Source organism: Erysipelatoclostridium sp. An173 (assembly GCF_002160495.1).
Taxonomy (GTDB): domain Bacteria; phylum Bacillota_I; class Bacilli_A; order Erysipelotrichales; family Coprobacillaceae; genus Thomasclavelia; species Thomasclavelia merdavium.
Genome location: NZ_NFKR01000023.1, coordinates 24,802 through 43,125 on the forward strand (window position 1 = coordinate 24,802; position 18,324 = coordinate 43,125).

The following is an 18,324-nucleotide window of genomic DNA, read 5'->3' on the forward strand; positions in this document are numbered from 1 at the left end:
TTATTCTCCTTGGTTCGAATTATATTTTTTTATATCCGCTAATAAATAATCATGTCCTTTAGGTTGTTTGCGACGATATTCTTCAAGTTTTTCTTGATCTAATCTAGTTGCCTCTAAATACAACTCTCGTGAAGAAATTCTTTTAGCCCCCTGCCCTAGAACTATTAATTGCTCAAGAGCATCAGAAGTAACAACCGTAATATTATATTTACTAGCTAATTCATGGGTAGTTCGTTCAATATACATATCTGCAGTCTGAGCCTCTTTTGTATATACAACATAGATATTATGGTATTTTTCACTTGTTCCTAAGTTGTTTTTAACTTTATAAGCGTCAAAAACAAGTATTAAAATACATTTTTTATATCCCTGATAATTACACATTAAGTCCATTAATCTAAAACGAGCAGCATCTAGATTATCTTTTACAAGTTCTTTTAATTCAGGCCAGGCATGAATTACATTATAGCCATCTACTAAGATACATTCTGGTTTAGGTTTATAAACCGGTTCCTTTATTAAAGGTTTAGCTTTATGAGTCGATTCACCACGTTGTTTTAATGGTCCATATGTTTTAGTAAAAATTGCTTCTAATTCTTCATCTTCATCTTGATAGCGTTCTTCTTTGTAATTACTTACCATTGGCTTAGCAGCTTTTTTTGTTTGATATGGAATATGTATATATTTAGGCACTTCATCCCAGCTTACATTAAATCCTGCTCCATGACTGCAAAAAACAGAGCCGGTAGGATTATTTAGATCAGCTTCACTATCATAATTTATTTGTTCAATAATTTTGTCTTGCTCTTGACAAGGCTGATAGCAATCTAAACGATAAATTAAACGCCCTTTACCTTTAGTATAACTAATAACTTCATTTTGATAATTTTGCATTTTACTAACTGGTGCCTTGCCAGATAAAATAACTTTATCAGCTGTCTGGTCTTTTATTTTAAATTCACCATTCATTAATTCAATATCATAAATTGCTTTACTTAAACTTTCGGCCGGTATTTCTAATGAAAAAGCAAAATATGGTTCTAATAGAACTGATTTAGTCATTTTTAATCCTTGGCGTAAAGCACGATAAGTTGCTTCACGGAAATCGCCACCTTCAGTATGCTTTTGATGAGCCTTACCAGCAACAAGGGTAATTTTCATATCGGTAATTGGTGACCCTGTTAAAACACCTAAATGTTCTTTTTCTTGTAGATGGGTTAATACTAAATGTTGATAATTAATAGGAAGTTGTTCTTCTTTACAATTTAAAGCAAACTGTAAACCACTATCTTTAGGTCCTGGTTCTAATAAAAGATGAACTTCACTATAATGACGTAATGGCTCATAGTGACCAACCCCCTCAACTGGTTCTAAAATTGTTTCTTTATATAAGATTCTTCCAAAATCAAAATCAACATCAATATTAAAACGTTCTTTTATAATATTTTTTAAAACTTCTATTTGAATAGCCCCCATTAACTGAATGTGAATTTCTTGTGAAGAACTATCATAAACAATATGTAATTGTGGATCTTCTTGTGCTAATAACTGTAAGTTAGCTAGCATTTTATGTTGATCACAGTTATCTGGAAGAATAATTCGATAATCCATATAAGAAGATAAAACAGGTGAAATTTCGTCTTTTTCAAAACCTAAGCCTTGTCCAGCCTGAATATTTTTAAAACCTTTTATTGCACAAACATTACCAGCTTCTATTTTATCAACTGTAGTAAATTTGTTTCCCGAATATATTCTAATTTGATCAACTTTTTCATCTTTGTTAATTAAAGATTTTACTTTCAATAAACCACCAGTAATTTTTAAATGGGTCAAACGATTTCCTTGATCATCATGACTTATCTTATACACTCGAGCACCAAAATCTTCTGGATACTCTTTAGTAGCTATATATTTTGTAAACTGATCAAGAAAATGTTCTATTCCAGACATTTTTAAAGCCGAACCGAAATAAACTGGAAATATATTACGTTTAGCAATTTCATCAACAAGCATATTATCTTCTAAGGTTTGATGTTTTAAATAATAATCTAATAAATTTTCATTATTTAATGCTACATTTTCGAAAAAATCAGTATCTAAATTATCAAAATCATAACATTGTTCGCTAAAATTCTTTTTTAAATCCTCTATAAGCTCATGCTTATCTTTTAAGGAAATGTCCATTTTATTTACAAAAACAAATGTTGGTATTTGATAGTGCTTTAACAAATGCCAAATTGTTTCACTGTGTGCCTGAACTCCATCTAAACCGTTAATTACTAATATTGCATAATCTAAGACCTGAAGTGTACGTTCCATTTCTGTTGAAAAATCAACATGGCCTGGTGTATCTATCAAAGTAATCTTACAATCATTATATTCAAAAACTGCTTGCTTAGAAAAAATTGTAATCCCACGATCTCGTTCTTGATTATTATAATCTAAGAAGGCATCACCATGATCAACGCGACCATATTTTCTAATTGCCCCACTTAAATAAAGCATACTTTCTGTTAATGTAGTTTTTCCTGCATCAACATGGGCTAATATTCCTAAAACTATATTTTTCATTTATAATCATCCTAATTTCTTAATAATAATAATTTAATTATAATAAATATCTAAATAAATACAACTTTATTTTACCACTAATAAAAAAAGCATGGTGATAAATTATATCATCGCATGCTTTTTTTATTGTTTATTAACCTTTATGCACAATCAATTCACAATTGTGAAATTTGTGAATTAACTGTGAATATTATGAATAACTTATTTACAATAACAAACTAATGATTTTTCTGGAACATTGATATACTTTGCAATAACACCGCATTTTACCATTAACAAAAAATAAATCTTTTTATTTTCCTCTGATAAACTTTCAAAATTAGCTTGTCCTTTGGCAATAACAAAATCACAATTTTGGTAAATCTGATTAAACTGAGCACTTGTTCGTGATAAAATTGTACCTAATGAATTATCTCCATTACTGATTATTGAAGCGTATTCATCAATACCTACTTCATAGGCATCACTTTCAATAGAATCATTTACAACTGGTTTCCCACGAACACCAAAATATATTTTTAAACTGGGATTAAGCTGTTTTATTCTTTTTAACAGCAATTTATCTAAACAAATTTCACCACAATTATCACCTAAATATAAAATAATTTTAGCTTTTTTTATATCATTAATCAACTTATCAACATGATCTATAGTTAGTGATAAATTATCAATATTATCGAACCAGTCATCTATTTTTGTTATTTCTTGATTATTAATAGGACTAAAGTCAATGATATTACCAATAATTGCATATTTAATAGCTGTTTTGAAAGAATTAATTTTTTTATCAAAATCATCATAGCTTTGTAAAAATAAATTATTATAATATTGACGAATTTCCTGATATGGATCTTCGTTATTTAAATGTTTTTTAACTAATTCGAATATCATTCCGATTATTTCTGGATTTGATTTATTAAAATCAATCTTACTTAATTGTTCAAATACCTGATGATATAAATCATCACGATTAGAACAATTAGTTATATTAGCTACTTTTATCACCTGATTAATTAAACAAGGCAAACACTTCTCATTAATCTTCATCTGTTAATCTCCAAGTTATTTTTATTAAAAGTTATTCACATTATTCACAAAACTATTTTTCAGCTAGTGCTTTTAACCCTTCTTTATCTAAACGATAAGTAGTCCATTCATCTAATGGTTTAGCATTTAATGATAAATAGAAATCAATACTTGGCTGATTCCAATTTAAACATACCCATTCCATGCGACCACAATCTCTTTCGTTGGCAATTTTAACTAGTTGTTTAAAGATTGCTTTTCCATATCCTTTACCACGATATTGAGGCCAGACAAAAATATCTTCTAAATATAAGCCTGATTTACCGACAAAAGTTGAAAAATTATGAAAGAACAAAGCAAAACCTACTTCAACATTATCAACAATGGCAAAAATAACTTCTGCTCTTTGTTTTTCAAATAAATATTCGTGTAGTAATTCTTCTGTTGTTTCAACTTCATCAAGCATTTTTTCATACTCAGCGATACCTTTAATAAATTTTAAAATTAATGGTACATCTTTTTCAGTTGCAAATCTAAATGTTAATTGTTTGTCCATAAATATCCCCCTTTTATTGCATAAATAGTATATCATTATTTGTCATTTGTTACTAGTAGCTATTATTTTGGTATAAATTTATTATTGAGGATTATTTAAGTATTGTTCAATAACTTCTTGATCAAGTGATTCACCAATAACAATTATAATTTCTTGTCCTTGATTTATTGGTTGAATGTTGATTTCATTTTTAGTTGCATTTAACTGATACCAGTTATTGTTTTGATCTTGAATAAATCCTTTAACCCGAAATACATGACCACATTTAGGATCACTTATAATCTTATTTACCTGCTGTTTTAAAATATCAATATTAATTTTTACATTCATAAAATATAGTGATGAATAGGTTTGATTTTGATTAAAATGTAATTTTTGATAGCTTGTAACAACATAACCAGTATCTACAATTGCTCTAAAATCTTCATCACTAAAATCATTCCAGTTTTTACAAATAATCGCATCATCGATTATCCGTTTACAAGAAACAGCTTTTAAAGCATCATTAATATGATTAACAGTATTGCTGATAGCCATCTTAGAGGCATCTTGAACGCGACTAAAGATAATTTTACCAGCATTTGCAACTTGTGAAGCTAATAAAAAATTAGACTCCTTAGACAAGTTTTCTTCTAGTGAGGCATCAACAATTGCAATTACATTGCCTATTTCATACCAGTTTTGTAATGGGTCTTCATATAAAAGATCAAAAAAATCATCTACATCAAAAATTCCTGAAGGTTCAATTAAAACTCGATCATAGCCAACCATTTTCATTGCAATCAATTTAGTTTTAAAACGACGACGATAGGTTTGTAAATCACTACCGCCAGAAATCATTTCTAAATCACAACAGTCCCCAACATTTTCTTGCAGTAACATCATATCAACATTAACTGCTCCAAAATCATTTTCAATAATGCCAACTTTTAAATTCTGTTTTACTAAATATTTAGCATAATTTATCATAAATGTTGTTTTTCCAGCTCCTAAAAAACCGGTAATTAAATCTATTTTTATCATTTAAAACTACTCCTTTTTACTTTGATATAATTATAAACAAAACCGCTAAATTATTAAAGAAAAGTAATAATATTTACATTGATCTTAATCAAAATAAAAACATGTTATTGCATTAATAATACATAACATGTCTAGTAATTATAAATTTTTTTCAATAATATCTAATATATAAGCATAAACTTCCTGACAATTCTTTTCATGAAGAATATCATGACACATATTTTCAAACAATTTTATCTTTTTTATATTAGCTCCCTGTTTTAATAATAACGTTGCCGCTTTATTTACGCCTTTACCAAATTCACCAACTGCGTCATTTTTACCTGATAATAAATAAACAGGACATTGCAAATATATTTTAGCTTTAGAATCATTAGTAATGATCATCCCATTCAATAATTCTCTAAATAATCCAGCACTAACATGTTTTAAACATAACGGATCATTTATATATTGTTTTCTTGCTTTTTTATCTTCGAGTAGCCAGTCAGCATTACTTGAAGCATCTTTAAATTTTTTATTATAATTTTTAAAAGCTAAATTATCTATTAATGATGTAGAGTGCTCTTCACCAGCTTTTTTTCCGTTTTGTTTAACAACCAATTTTACCATTTTTAATAAAATTGGTGATTGATAGCCAGTCCCTAATAATAAACAAGCATTTATTTTTAAAGAGCGATTTTCAATCATTAAATTCCTAACAATAAAAGAACCTAATGAAAATCCTATCAAATAATAAGGTAAATCAGGATATTTTTCTTTTATTTGTAAATAACTATTATAAACATCATTAACAACATTTTCCCAGCTACCTTCTTTACCAAAATAACCTTTAATATGCCCCTGGTATAATGATTTACCATGACCTACTAAATCAATGCCATAAACAATAAAACCATGATTTGTACAATAATTAGCAAATTCTTGATACCGTCCCATATGCTCTGTTATTCCATGGACTATTTGGATAATACCTCTGATTTTTCCTTGGGGTTTAAAAATGTATGAATATATTTTTGTATCTTGCATATATTTTAATCATCTCTTTTCTATTTCAAGATTATCAAATTTGTATTTTCACTAGATATTAATAGGCAAAATTCAAAATTGTGTATTAGAATATCATTTTATTGTTGTTCGTGTTTATATAAATTATCTAAGCTATCTAAAATAGCTGTCCCAATTCCTTCAATGCTAAAAAGTTCTAATAAAATACTATGTTCCATTAACCCATCAATGATATGAACACGATGAACTCCGCCATTAATAGCTTTAATAGCATTTTGCACCTTTAAATTTAAATACCCTTTTTGTTCATGATACTTATTATATTCAATTAACGTAGCTAATGACATAATTGGAAGCATTTGACCATTATCATCAAACAATCCTTTATCTTTAGACATAAAGATCAATTTATCAGCCTTTAGTTTAACAGCGATTTCTCTTGCAGTATCTTCAACAAAAATATTTTCACTTTCAGTTTGAATATCATTAGGAATCACAACTGGTATATATTGATTATCAATCAATATCCTAATCGTTTGTAAATCAATCCCACAAATACCAATAGCTTTTAAATTATTTGTTTCTAATAATGCTGCTATTCTTTTGTTTTCTCTAAAAATATCGACACCACTTTTATTAGAATGAACAACTACTGGATGTACTCCTAAAAAATGTAATAAAGATATATCCTGCATAATTCTTCTTTCTTGTTCAGGTGATGCATAATTATTACAACTATATTGAATAACCATTATTTTTCCTTCAAAATCTTGCATATATGGCAAAGCATCAGTTAAAATATCAGCTTTTATTTTATATGAATCATTCATGGTCCTCACTCCTTTATTTAAATATCCAGAACTATTAATACTTGTTAATAATTATTATTTAAATCTATGATTTGTTGACTAGCAAGCATCAATTCGCTTTTTAACTTAGCTGAACATGAATATTTTGTAAGATATTCTTGAATATAGGTTTCGATGTTTTCAATTTCTTGATTACTATACAAAACTTCTGCTAAGCCGACAATTAAACTAGCCAATTTTTTATCTTTATTTACATAATTTTCTTTGTACATATTATCAATTATTATTGATTTTGTTAGCCAATTAATTAATTTTTCTTTTTGAATTTCATTAATATTGATAGATTGTTTCCAAAGTTTAAGATATTTTTCAAAATTATTTTTATCAAAATCAGAAATATCGAAATAATTTTCTAATTCTTCTATAATGTTTTTATCAGCAACAAAATTTAGATTATGATCTTTTAATAACATTATTGATAAAAACATAAATATTTCTTTAATATCCAAAGATTCAATTTCATCTAGTTTTTCAATTATATCAAAATCATTTAATAAATAATTAATAATTTGCCTTTGATAATTATTGAGACAATTAATTGCATATTCTTCAGCTTGGCTGCTAAAAATAACGTTATCATCTTGATAATTTATCTGTTTAAAAGTTTCTTTTATATAATCAAAATCACATTTTTCGCTATACAATCGTAAACAATTAAATACAGTTGGATTAGATAAAAATGCTACTTCATAAAGAAAGGCTTTATCACTATAATATGGTATTAGTGTCTTAGCAATGTTAGCTCTTGCAATAAATTGTTCAGGTATTTTAGTAATTGCTTGTAATCCAATTTTTACTGCCTGGTTAATATCATTTTTCTTTAAGTATAGATTAATTGTTTCTTGATAAAGTAATGGATGTATCTCACCAATCTTAGTAACTGTAGTCGTTAATTTATCAATACCCCCATCTAAATAGCAGGCATCTTTTATTAAATTAGCCGCTAAATCACCTGGTTCATTTTCTAAAAAATCAATCCAGTTTTGATAAAACTGATGATCAAATTTTAATTCCTGACTGCCAAAAGCTAATAGATCACTAAACACTAAATCTTGTTTTCCATATTGTTTAAAAATTAGATATATCTCTTCAATACTTTTGTTAATATTAAATGCTACATATAAAAAATTTTGATAATACACATATTTTACAACCCTTATTAAATTTCGATCATATAGATCATTTAAAGATAGCTCTTCAACATATCCATACTCATTATTAGTCACTACCATCAGTTGTGATAATTTATCTAAAATCTCAAATCCTATTAAATAATCTTCATTTTCTATTAATTTAATTGCTGTAGATATATAATTATTTAAAGCTATTAATAATTTACAGTTAGTTAAATAAACTGTGTTACTATTATAATCATGAACAGATTCATCGTAGTATTCTTCTTCCCGACTTTCAATCCATAATTCTTGATTTTCTACTTCATCAATAAATTGATCAAATTCATCTTGGTTAAATTGAACGTCTTCAATTGTTTTTGAAGTAAGTGATTTTAATAAATCATGCCAATTACTCTTATTACAAGTTCTTGCATAATTATATATCCAATCTGTTTTTTCTTGTTCACTCATGTTTTTAATTAATTTTTTTACATCATCAATATAGTCTTTATATTCCATATTAGTCCCTCTATTTATTAAATATTTTAAAGCAGCTTTTAATAATATTCTATTTTATAATTATATTGCATATTTCAGATTACAACAATATTTACAAAATAACAAAATTTAAAAAAATTACGAAAACCGCTAATTATTAGCAATAATCACATTTTTTTGTTATAATGAAAAAGTTGGTAATTGTACAAATGTTTAAACATTAATACAATATTATCAGATAACTAAAAATTTAACTGTTATAGATAATACCTAATAATTTGTTATTTTCTATAATTTTACATCAAATAATCAAAAGCAATATTTAACTTACCCCAATAAAACAAGTTATTGTTTTAAAAATGATAATAAATGATTTGGTTTTATAGCTTGATAAAGTATTTTGTAATAAAATTTTGCCAAAATATTTTATAATGATTATTAAAAACTTTTTTAGTTAAAATGATTAAAACCAATAATATAAACTTAACTTTCTTTTTATTAAAGTATTTAAGTTTATTGATAAAACCTGAATAGCTGGGGTTTTCCAATTAAACGATTAATTGGTTTAGACACTATAAATTATTAAGGAGGAAAATATGGAAAATTCTAAAGAAAATTCTAAAAAAATCGTTTGGTATAACCTGGCGTTTATGGCATTTTCTACTGTATGGGGTTTTGGAAATGTTGTTAATGGCTTTGTTTATTTCAACGGAATTCAAGTTATTTTCAGCTGGATTTTAATGTTCGCTCTTTATTTCGTACCATATGCTTTAATGGTAGGTGAATTAGGATCAGCATTTAAAAATTTAGGTGGTGGTGTAAGTTCATGGATTCATGAAACAATGGGACCAAAACTTGCTTATTATGCCGGTTGGACTTATTGGGCATGTCACATTACTTATATTGCAAGTAAAGGAAGTGGTGGTTTAAAGGCATTAAGCTGGGCTATTTTCCGCGATGCCGAAACTTATGATACTTTACCAACACTTGGTATTCAGCTTGCTACTTTAGCAGTCTTTTTATTTTTCTGCTGGGTTGCTAGCCGTGGATTAAATCCATTAAAAAAACTAGCTACTATTGCTGGAACTAGTATGTTTGTTATGTCTATTTTATACATTATTATGATGTTTGCAGCACCAGCAATTAACCCAAATGGTGGTTTTGTTTCACTGGATTTTAGTTGGGATAAAATAATCCCTCAGTTTAATTCCAATTATTTTACATCGCTGTCCATTCTAGTCTTTGCAGTTGGTGGTTGTGAAAAAATATCACCTTATGTAAATAAGGTAGAAAATCCTTCCAAAGGATTTCCTAAAGGTATGATTACTCTAGCAATTATGGTTGTAGTTTGTGCTATTTTAGGAACAATTGCAATGGGTATGATGTTTGATCCAGCAGTTATCAATGCTAGTGAAGAATCATTTAATTCATATGTATCTAATGGTGCTTATTGGGCTTTCCAATCTTTAGGTGAATATTATCATGTTGGTGATGCTTTAATGATTATTTATGCATTATGTAATATGATTGGACAATTTTCAACTTTAGTATTAAGTATCGATGCTCCATTAAGAATGTTATTAGATAACGAAGATGCTCGTCAATTTATTCCTTCAAAATTATTGAAGAAAAATAAATACGGTGCATATATCAATGGTATTAAAATGGTTGTAGTTTTATCAGGATCTATTATTTTAATTCAATCATTTGTTCCAGGCGCTGCTGCAGTATTAACACAATTAAATAAGTTAAATTCTGTATGTATGCCACTTCGTTATTTATGGGTATTTGTTGCTTATATTGCTTTACGAAGAGCTATTGAAAAATTCCCTGCTGAATATCGATTTGTTAAAAATCAAGCAGTAGCAAAATTCTTTGGCTGGTGGTGCTTTATTGTAACGGCAGCATGTTGTTTATTAGGTATGTATTCAACTGATACTTTCACTATGCTTTTAAACGTTATTACCCCAATTATTTTAACAGCATTAGGATTAATTATGCCTGCTATTAAAAAACGTGAAAAAGAAGCAATTGAATAAAAAATCAGACATATCCTTTTGGTAACCCAGGAGGATATGTTATGATATACAAAAAAAGGAGGTATCATAATATATGTATAAAGAGATTTCTCGAGAATTATTAGATTTTCTTCAAAAAAGTCCAACTGCATTTCATGCTGTTGAAAACATTAGAAATGAATTATTAGAAAATGGATTTGTAGAAATATTAGAAAGTCAACGCTGGGATATTAGACCTGGTGGTAAATATTTTGTAACAAGAAATAATTCAAGTATCATTGCATTCCATGTTGGAACAAAATTAGATAACTATGGTTTCAATGTAGCTGCTTCACACACTGATTATCCAACTTTTAAAATTAAAGAAAATGCTGAAATTGAAGTAAAAGGAAAATATACTCAATTAAATACTGAAGGTTATGGTGGCATGTTATGTGCAACCTGGTTTGATAAACCTTTATCTATCGCTGGTAGAGTTTTAGTTAAAGAAGGAAATCAATTTATAACTAGATTATTAAATATTGATCGTGACCTTGTTTTAATACCTAACATGGCTATTCATATGAACCGCGGAGTAAATGAAGGTTATGCTTATAATAAGCAAATCGATATGTTACCTTTGTTTGGTGGAGCTCAAACTAAACCTGGTGATTTTAAAAAATTAATTGCTAATGAATTAAATGTTGATGAAAAAGATATTTATGGTAGTGATTTATATTTATATAACCGTACTGCTCCATCAATTTGGGGTGCTAATGAAGAATTTATCTCATCAGCTCATCTTGATGATTTACAATGTGGATTTACATCACTAAAAGGATTCCTTGCCGGTTATAATGATGAATCAATTAATGTTCTAGCATGTTTTGATAATGAAGAAGTTGGTTCACAATCAAAACAAGGTGCTGGATCAACATTCTTATATGATGTATTAAAACGTGTCAATGCTGCGCTTGGAAAAACTGAAGAAGACTATTATCGAGCTCTTGCTTGCAGTTTTATGTTAAGTGCTGACAATGCTCATGCAGTACATCCAAATCATCCAGGTAAAACTGATGTTGCAAACTGTGTTTATATGAATGAAGGTGTTGTCGTAAAATCACATGCTGGTCAAAAATATACTAGCGATGGTGTTAGTATCGCCATTTTAAAAGACTTATGCCAAAAAGCCGATATTCCTTTACAATTCTATGCAAACCGTTCTGATGAATTAGGTGGTAGTACTTTAGGAAATATCGCTATGTCACAAGTATCAATGAATAGTGTTGATATTGGTTTACCACAACTGGCAATGCATTCAACATATGAAACTGCTGGTGTTAAAGATACTTACTACATGGTTCAATTAATGAAAGCTTTCTTTAATTCACATATTAGTGAAGTAAGTCATTCTATTTTGAAGGTTCAATAATGAAGAAAAAAGAGAAAAAATATGATTTATATGATGAAAATATTGCTTTAATTAAATCATTAAATGATCAATATTTTAATTGGTATCAAGAAATTGAAGCATATGTTTTTAGACATCAGTCTAAAAGCTTAAAAGCAAATATCATTATATCCGAAGTTTTAAATCAACTTTTAAAACATCAGGAAAATATAAATGATATCTCAAAATTCACTCGTTTATCAACTAAAAACTATGTTCAACAAATCGAAAAGAACATAAATTTCAAAGCTAAAATTAAAGAGATGAAATATAATGATGAACAGCGATATACGATATCTGGTCTTTGGATTACGATGTGTGGTTATATTGTTTTGATGTTTCTCAAAGAATTTTTGACCGATCATTATTTAATTCATATTTCTATTGATTTTCTCGTTGCTGTTTTTGCATTTTATATTACGCTTCATCAATTTATTAAACAATATCGTATTATAAAACGCTACCAATTAAAAATTCAATCGTTTTCTATTCAATTGATTGGTGTTATTGTATCAATATTTGTAATTGTATTAACATTAAAGAGTCCTTTTGATATTTCTTTTTTAATCATGGTAATTGCTTATATAACTAGTCAAAGAATCATGAAAAAAGAAATTAATCTTAAAAGACTATAACGCGTTAAAATAACTAATTGCGTTTAATTTCAAACAAAAAGCACATACTCGAATGAGTGATGTGCTTTTTTTTAAACAATTAGATATAAGTACAATTGAAATTTTAAAATCTAATCATTTTTCCTTAGAAAATAATCTTTTTATTTCATTAAATATTTTAAGATTCCTCAGATTATCATTAGTAACTAGGAACAATATATTTTAATAATTATTTTTCAATCATCAGCTTCTTCCCTAAAAAATATTTAATTACCCGATGACAATAAATATATTGTATTAAAGAATAACATATGTTTTATTATTACGGTATTTAAGTTATAATTATTTTATAATTCAAAGGAGAATAGTATGTTAAAAGATTATCATTTATTAAAACAAACTTTACCTTTTTGGCAACATCTTAACCAAAATGAAAAAAATATTTTAATTAATAATGCTTCAATTATCGAATATCAAAGTGGGCAATTAATCCACCATGGTAAAAATGATTGTGTCGGAATCTTAATTATCGTTAGTGGCAAACTTCGCACTTATATGATTTCTAATGAAGGCAAAGAAATTACCTTATTTTATTTACAGCCACATAATGTTTGTGTTTTATCTGCGGCTTGCATTTTAGATTCTATCGATTTTGAAGTTTTAGTGGAAGCAAAAACAACCTGCCAAATAATTCAAATTAGTTCTGCGGCTTTTTTACAACTGTCAAAACAAAATATATACGTCGAATTATTTTCATATAAACTGGCAACAGAACGTTTTTCCGATGTAATGTGGGCGATGCAGCAATTATTATTTATGAGTTTTGATCAGCGCTTAGCTGCATATCTAATCGAAGCAAGTGATCGTACTAATAGTCTGGATATTAAAATAACTCATGAACAGATTGCCCAAGATTTAAACTCTGCACGCGAAGTAGTTTCTAGAATGTTAAAGCATTTTGCAAAAGAAGGCTATGTTCATTTATCAAGAGGAAAGATCCACTTAATCAACAAACAAGCCTTAGCATCGTTAAAATAATAATTTTGTTAAATAAATAGATTTACATTGCCTTCTTCTGCATCTCCTAAATAACTAGCGACACCACCAAATTCTACACCATCGATTAATTCGTCTTTAGTAATTCCCATAATATCCATTGACATTGTACAAGCAACTAATCTTACTCCGTTGGCCATTGCAGTTTTCATTAGGGTTTCTAAAGAATCAACATTTTTGTCATTCATAACTTTTTTAAGCATCGCTGTCCCCATTCCTGCCATATTCATTTTTGATAATTTTAACTTCTGACTTCCTCGTGGCATCATTAAGCCAAATAATTTATCAATTAGTGGCTTTTTCACTTTTACATGTTCACTTTTACGTAACGCATTTAATCCCCAAAATGTAAAGAACATGGTCACGGGACGATTCATTGCTGCTGCACCATTTGCAATAATAAATGATGCTAATACTTTATCCAAATCTCCACTAAATACTACTAAGGTTTTTCCTTCTTTAACTTCTGATTTTTTTACTGTCGAAGCCGTTCCTTTTTTAATATAGGCAATATTTTCTTGAGCAACACGTTCACTTTTTAATAATGTGTTGCCTGTTTTATCACACCATGAAGCAACATCTTTTAAAAAGCCCATATCACTAGCAGAAACTTTTAAAATTTCATCATTTTCCATCTCATTTAAAGTTTCGTTTACTTTCATAATTGGACCAGGACACTGTAATCCACAACAATCTAAAATTTTCATCTCCTGATCACTATTAATATTAGGATGATCATTAGAACTATTTTTCTTTTTAGTTACTTTTTGTTGATAATGCATTGATTTATAAAAACTTGTTCCTCCAGATAAAATCGCAACTCGTTTAAATCCATTTTGCATTAAAATTCTAGCAGCATTATAAGAACGAACCCCAATTGCACAGTATGGAATAATTAACTTACTTTTATCTAATTCATTTATTCGTTGACGTAATTTTCCAAGTGGAATATGGTACGAATCTTTGATTGCAAAAACCATTCGTTCCATTTCTTCAGTAACATCTAAGATGACAAAATCATCTTTTTTATCTTCTAAAAGCGCATCAACTTCATCCCATTCAATGAATCTTGCTTTATGACTTAAGATATTTTCTGCTACGTATCCTAACATATTAACAGGATCTTTTGCTGAAGAAAAAGGCGGTGCATATGATAATTCCAATTCCATTAAATCATAAATTGTTCCCTTTAATCTAATCGTTGTTGCTAAAGTATCAATTCGCTTATCAACTCCATCTTGGCCAACTATTTGAGCACCATAAATTTTACCATCAGCATCAAAAATCATCTTTAGAGTTAAATTAGTAGCACCAGGATAATAACCAACATGAGACTTTTGATTAATCAAAGCGGTAAAATAATCTTTATTTTTAACTTTTTTCATAGCTTTTAGTTGTTTTTCATTAATTCCCACACTAGCTGCATTTAAATCAAAGACCTTAGCAATCGCACTTCCTTGACTACCATGATATTTTTTTTGATCACCACATAAGTTATCAGCTAAAATACGGGCTTGTTTATTAGCCGGTCCAGCTAAAGGAATCATTGTTTTTTCTTTTGTGATAAAATTGTCAACTTCAATTACATCACCAACTGCATAAATATGATCAGCTGATGTTTTTAAATATTCATCGACAATTATTCCTTTTTTAGCGTTCAAAGCTAAATTAGCTTTTGCAGCTAATTCACTATTAGGTTTAACCCCAATTGACAAAATGACCATATCAACAATAACTTCCTGACCACTTGTTAAAATAATTTTAATCTTTTCACCAGCATCTTCAAAAGCTTTTACTCCATCATTTAAAATTAAATCAACACCGTTAGCAATAATATTTTCATGAAGCAAATTTGCCATTTCTAAATCAAGCGGTGCCATAACTTGATTTTGCATTTCAATTAATGTAACTTCAAGATTTGCGTGGTCAAGATTTTCAGCCATTTCTAAGCCAATAAAACCACCGCCAATTACAGCTGCACTGCTTATTTTATTTTCATTAATGTAACTCTTAATATTATCCATGTCATTAACGTCCCATAAAGTAAAAATATTTTTATGATCAATGCCTGGAATTTGTGGTTTTAATGGTGATGAACCAGTTGCAATCACTAAGTCATCATAACTTTCTTCATAAGTCTTGTCTGTTTTTAAGTCTTTAACAATTACTTTTTTCGCATCAGGATCAATCTCTAAAACCTCGTTTTTAATCCTAACATCAATATTATATTTATCTTTCATCGCTTCTGGAGTTTGTAATAGTAAAGCATCACGACTTTTGATTGTATCACCAATATAGTATGGCAAACCACAATTGGCATACGAAATATATTCTCCTCTTTCAAATACAATAATTTCTCTATTTTCATCACGTCGACGAAGCCTTGTGGCAGTTGTTGCCCCACCGGCAACACCACCAATAATTAAAGTTCTTTTATTCATAATCTTTCTCCTTATCATACCTAATTCATCAATATCATAACCGTTTTAACAAAATAGTTCTGTAACTAAATCACATAACTAAATAAAAAAATGGTATTAAGACTACTTAAAACAATTATTTTATTTTCATCAATCGTTAAATAAAATCTTTGCCAATCTTCATTAGTAAAAACAACTTCAGTTTCTTTAAAATCATGAATAACAATAATGACTTTTTTTGACTACTGTTAATAATTACACATAGATATTATCACCTAGGTAAATTTATCTTATTATAAATTTGAACTTATTTTGATTAAACTAATAATTTTATCGTAATTAATCATATCTATGGTATTATTAATTTAAGGCTAGGTGAATTATAATGAACAAAATATTTAAATTTGAACAAATAAATAGCAATGAATTAAATATAAATACTATAAATATATTAAACGAACATCTAACTAAACATAATGCTACTGTTTTTGAGGTCTATGAAAATTATATTTTAGTTAGTTTTGATTACTTTAATAGTAAATCACGAATTGGTAAACAAAAACGAATTCTACTATATTTTGATTTTAATAACTTATTAATTTTTATCGAAGATCATAAATTATTTAATAAATTTGATCAATTATTTAAAGAAAATTTTCATCGCAGTAATCAAGAGCTATTACGGTTATTTTTCATTGAATTAATTAGTGAAGATATGGAAAATATTGATGAATTTGAAAAAATAATAACAATTGCTGAAGACAATGCTATTAAAGACAGTAAAAAAGATTATTTAAATAAAATTATTAAATTTAGAAAACAGCTGTTAAATTTAAAACATTATTACAATCAGCTTCAAGTAATTTTTGATGGCTTTTTAGAAAATGAAAACAAATTTTTTGATGATGAAGCTTTGCGAAAATTAAATATAATTCATAATCGGATTGATCGTTTACAGCTTGGTGTTTTAAATTTACGTGATTATGTTACGCAGATGCGTGAAGCTTATCAGTCCCAAATTGATATTGAACAAAATAATCTAATGAAAATATTTACTTTGATTACCGCCATTTTTTTACCACTTACCTTAATGGTTGGCTGGTATGGCATGAATTTTAAATATATGCCCGAATTAAATAGCCTTTATGGTTACCCAATCTTTATCGCTGGTAGTATTATCGTCAGTATTGTGTTATTGATATATTTTAAAAAGAAACACTGGTTTTAAAAAAATCGCCATTATGGCGATTTTTATGCCTATTCAATTGTTATTTTGTAATGAAAACATGAGAATAACTCGATTTCAAAGTTTTTTAACAATTTAACTACTAATAAAAAACCGTAATAATAACAAGATCTTCAATAATTATATAAAGTAATCATCTTTACTATTTAATAAAATTTATTATTCGTTTCCATCAACACTTCACCTTATAACAGAAAAAACAAGATAATTAAATTAATGATCAAAGTAATTAGTCCTACAACAAAAGCATAAATAATTTTTTGATATGGTCGTTTCCCCTCTTCTCGAGCCTGATTAATTTTATCAAGCTGTTTTCCATCCATAAAAGACAGGATTTCTTTATATGTTTGAATATTTAATCTTTTTTTCTCTTTTTCTGCTAATATCGATATATAGAACGTAGCTGCAAAAATTAGTAACCAAATTCCTAATCCAAGATATGATAAATAATGGACTAATGGAATTGGTGTAATAATTGTAATCAACATCATTACCGCAAAAATATTACTCAGATACCCAAATTTTCTAATATCATCTTGATTAATTTGTTCTTCCATCATTTCAATATCTTCCTTTATTAATTGATCGATAGTAACATCTAAAACCTGACTTAATAAAACCAGACTATTAATATCAGGATAACTTTTATCTTTTTGAATTCCGATATCGGAATTCAAGATTATATCCCGACTTTCTAAAGATTCCGATAAATAAAAACATAAGACCAACTATCTTTGATGATAATTGGTCTTTTTTGATATGAACCGATTAAAATGTCGGAATCTTTTATAGACCAAACATTGCCTTTATTATCGCTTCTTTTGAGTATTTAGCTTCTTCTTCGATGTACAGCATATCCTTTCCATTCATTGCTT

The 18,324-nt window shown here is 27.8% G+C and carries 14 protein-coding genes; 5 read left to right on the forward strand and 9 right to left on the reverse strand.

Going from position 1 to position 18,324, the window contains the following annotated elements; all coding sequences use genetic code 11:
• The 7 genes from B5F09_RS10055 to B5F09_RS10085 form a co-directional block, all read right to left on the reverse strand.
• On the reverse strand, nt 1–2,571 hold the full coding sequence (locus B5F09_RS10055) for a translation factor GTPase family protein (RefSeq protein ID WP_087373948.1): 2,571 nt from the start codon (nt 2,569–2,571) through the stop codon (nt 1–3).
• A 201-nt stretch (nt 2,572–2,772) separates the two neighbouring features.
• Entirely contained in the window at nt 2,773–3,618 is an 846-nt protein-coding gene (locus B5F09_RS10060; RefSeq protein WP_087373950.1) for a DUF89 domain-containing protein, read from the reverse strand.
• Between the two features lie 52 nt (nt 3,619–3,670).
• On the reverse strand, nt 3,671–4,153 hold the full coding sequence (locus B5F09_RS10065) for a GNAT family N-acetyltransferase (protein ID WP_087373954.1): 483 nt from the start codon (nt 4,151–4,153) through the stop codon (nt 3,671–3,673).
• 81 nt (nt 4,154–4,234) lie between these two features.
• Nucleotides 4,235–5,176 (reverse strand): GTP-binding protein, encoded by a 942-nt coding sequence (locus tag B5F09_RS10070; protein WP_087373956.1) that lies wholly within the window; start codon nt 5,174–5,176, stop codon nt 4,235–4,237.
• A gap of 138 nt (nt 5,177–5,314) precedes the next feature.
• Nucleotides 5,315–6,205 carry an alpha/beta fold hydrolase gene (locus tag B5F09_RS10075; protein WP_087373959.1) on the reverse strand — a complete coding sequence of 297 codons (891 nt, stop codon included), beginning with the start codon at nt 6,203–6,205 and terminating at the stop codon, nt 5,315–5,317.
• A 98-nt stretch (nt 6,206–6,303) separates the two neighbouring features.
• Nucleotides 6,304–7,014: an acetylglutamate kinase gene (locus B5F09_RS10080; protein ID WP_087373961.1), complete on the reverse strand. Its 711-nt coding sequence runs from the start codon at nt 7,012–7,014 to the stop codon at nt 6,304–6,306.
• Nucleotides 7,015–7,058: 44 nt separating this feature from the next.
• Entirely contained in the window at nt 7,059–8,687 is a 1,629-nt protein-coding gene (locus B5F09_RS10085) for a hypothetical protein (protein WP_087373963.1), read from the reverse strand.
• A gap of 575 nt (nt 8,688–9,262) precedes the next feature.
• On the opposite strand from B5F09_RS10085, the gene B5F09_RS10090 reads away from it, so the two are divergent.
• The 4 genes from B5F09_RS10090 to B5F09_RS10105 all read left to right on the forward strand — a co-directional run bounded on the left by B5F09_RS10090 (nt 9,263) and on the right by B5F09_RS10105 (nt 13,765).
• Entirely contained in the window at nt 9,263–10,705 is a 1,443-nt protein-coding gene (locus B5F09_RS10090) for an APC family permease (protein ID WP_087373965.1), read from the forward strand.
• Nucleotides 10,706–10,778: 73 nt separating this feature from the next.
• On the forward strand, nt 10,779–12,095 hold the full coding sequence (locus tag B5F09_RS10095; RefSeq protein WP_087373967.1) for a M18 family aminopeptidase: 1,317 nt from the start codon (nt 10,779–10,781) through the stop codon (nt 12,093–12,095).
• Entirely contained in the window at nt 12,095–12,748 is a 654-nt protein-coding gene (locus B5F09_RS15220; RefSeq protein WP_239404314.1) for a hypothetical protein, read from the forward strand. Before B5F09_RS10095 ends, B5F09_RS15220 begins: the two co-directional genes overlap by 1 nt.
• Nucleotides 12,749–13,096: 348 nt before the next feature.
• Nucleotides 13,097–13,765: a Crp/Fnr family transcriptional regulator gene (locus B5F09_RS10105; RefSeq protein WP_087302702.1), complete on the forward strand. Its 669-nt coding sequence runs from the start codon at nt 13,097–13,099 to the stop codon at nt 13,763–13,765.
• Nucleotides 13,766–13,773: 8 nt separating this feature from the next.
• On the opposite strand, the gene B5F09_RS10110 is transcribed toward B5F09_RS10105, so the two are convergent.
• The gene (locus B5F09_RS10110) at nt 13,774–16,224 is read right to left on the reverse strand and encodes an FAD-dependent oxidoreductase (protein WP_087373971.1); all 2,451 of its coding nucleotides are present in this window, start codon (nt 16,222–16,224) and stop codon (nt 13,774–13,776) included.
• 364 nt (nt 16,225–16,588) lie between these two features.
• Here B5F09_RS10110 and B5F09_RS10115 point away from each other — a divergent pair, with 364 nt between their 5' ends.
• A complete protein-coding gene (locus B5F09_RS10115) occupies nt 16,589–17,431 on the forward strand; it encodes a CorA family divalent cation transporter (protein WP_087373974.1) in 843 nt (280 codons plus the stop codon).
• A gap of 203 nt (nt 17,432–17,634) precedes the next feature.
• On the opposite strand, the gene B5F09_RS10120 is transcribed toward B5F09_RS10115, so the two are convergent.
• A complete protein-coding gene (locus B5F09_RS10120; protein WP_087373977.1) occupies nt 17,635–18,126 on the reverse strand; it encodes a hypothetical protein in 492 nt (163 codons plus the stop codon).
• Between the last annotated feature and the right edge of the window lie 198 nt (nt 18,127–18,324).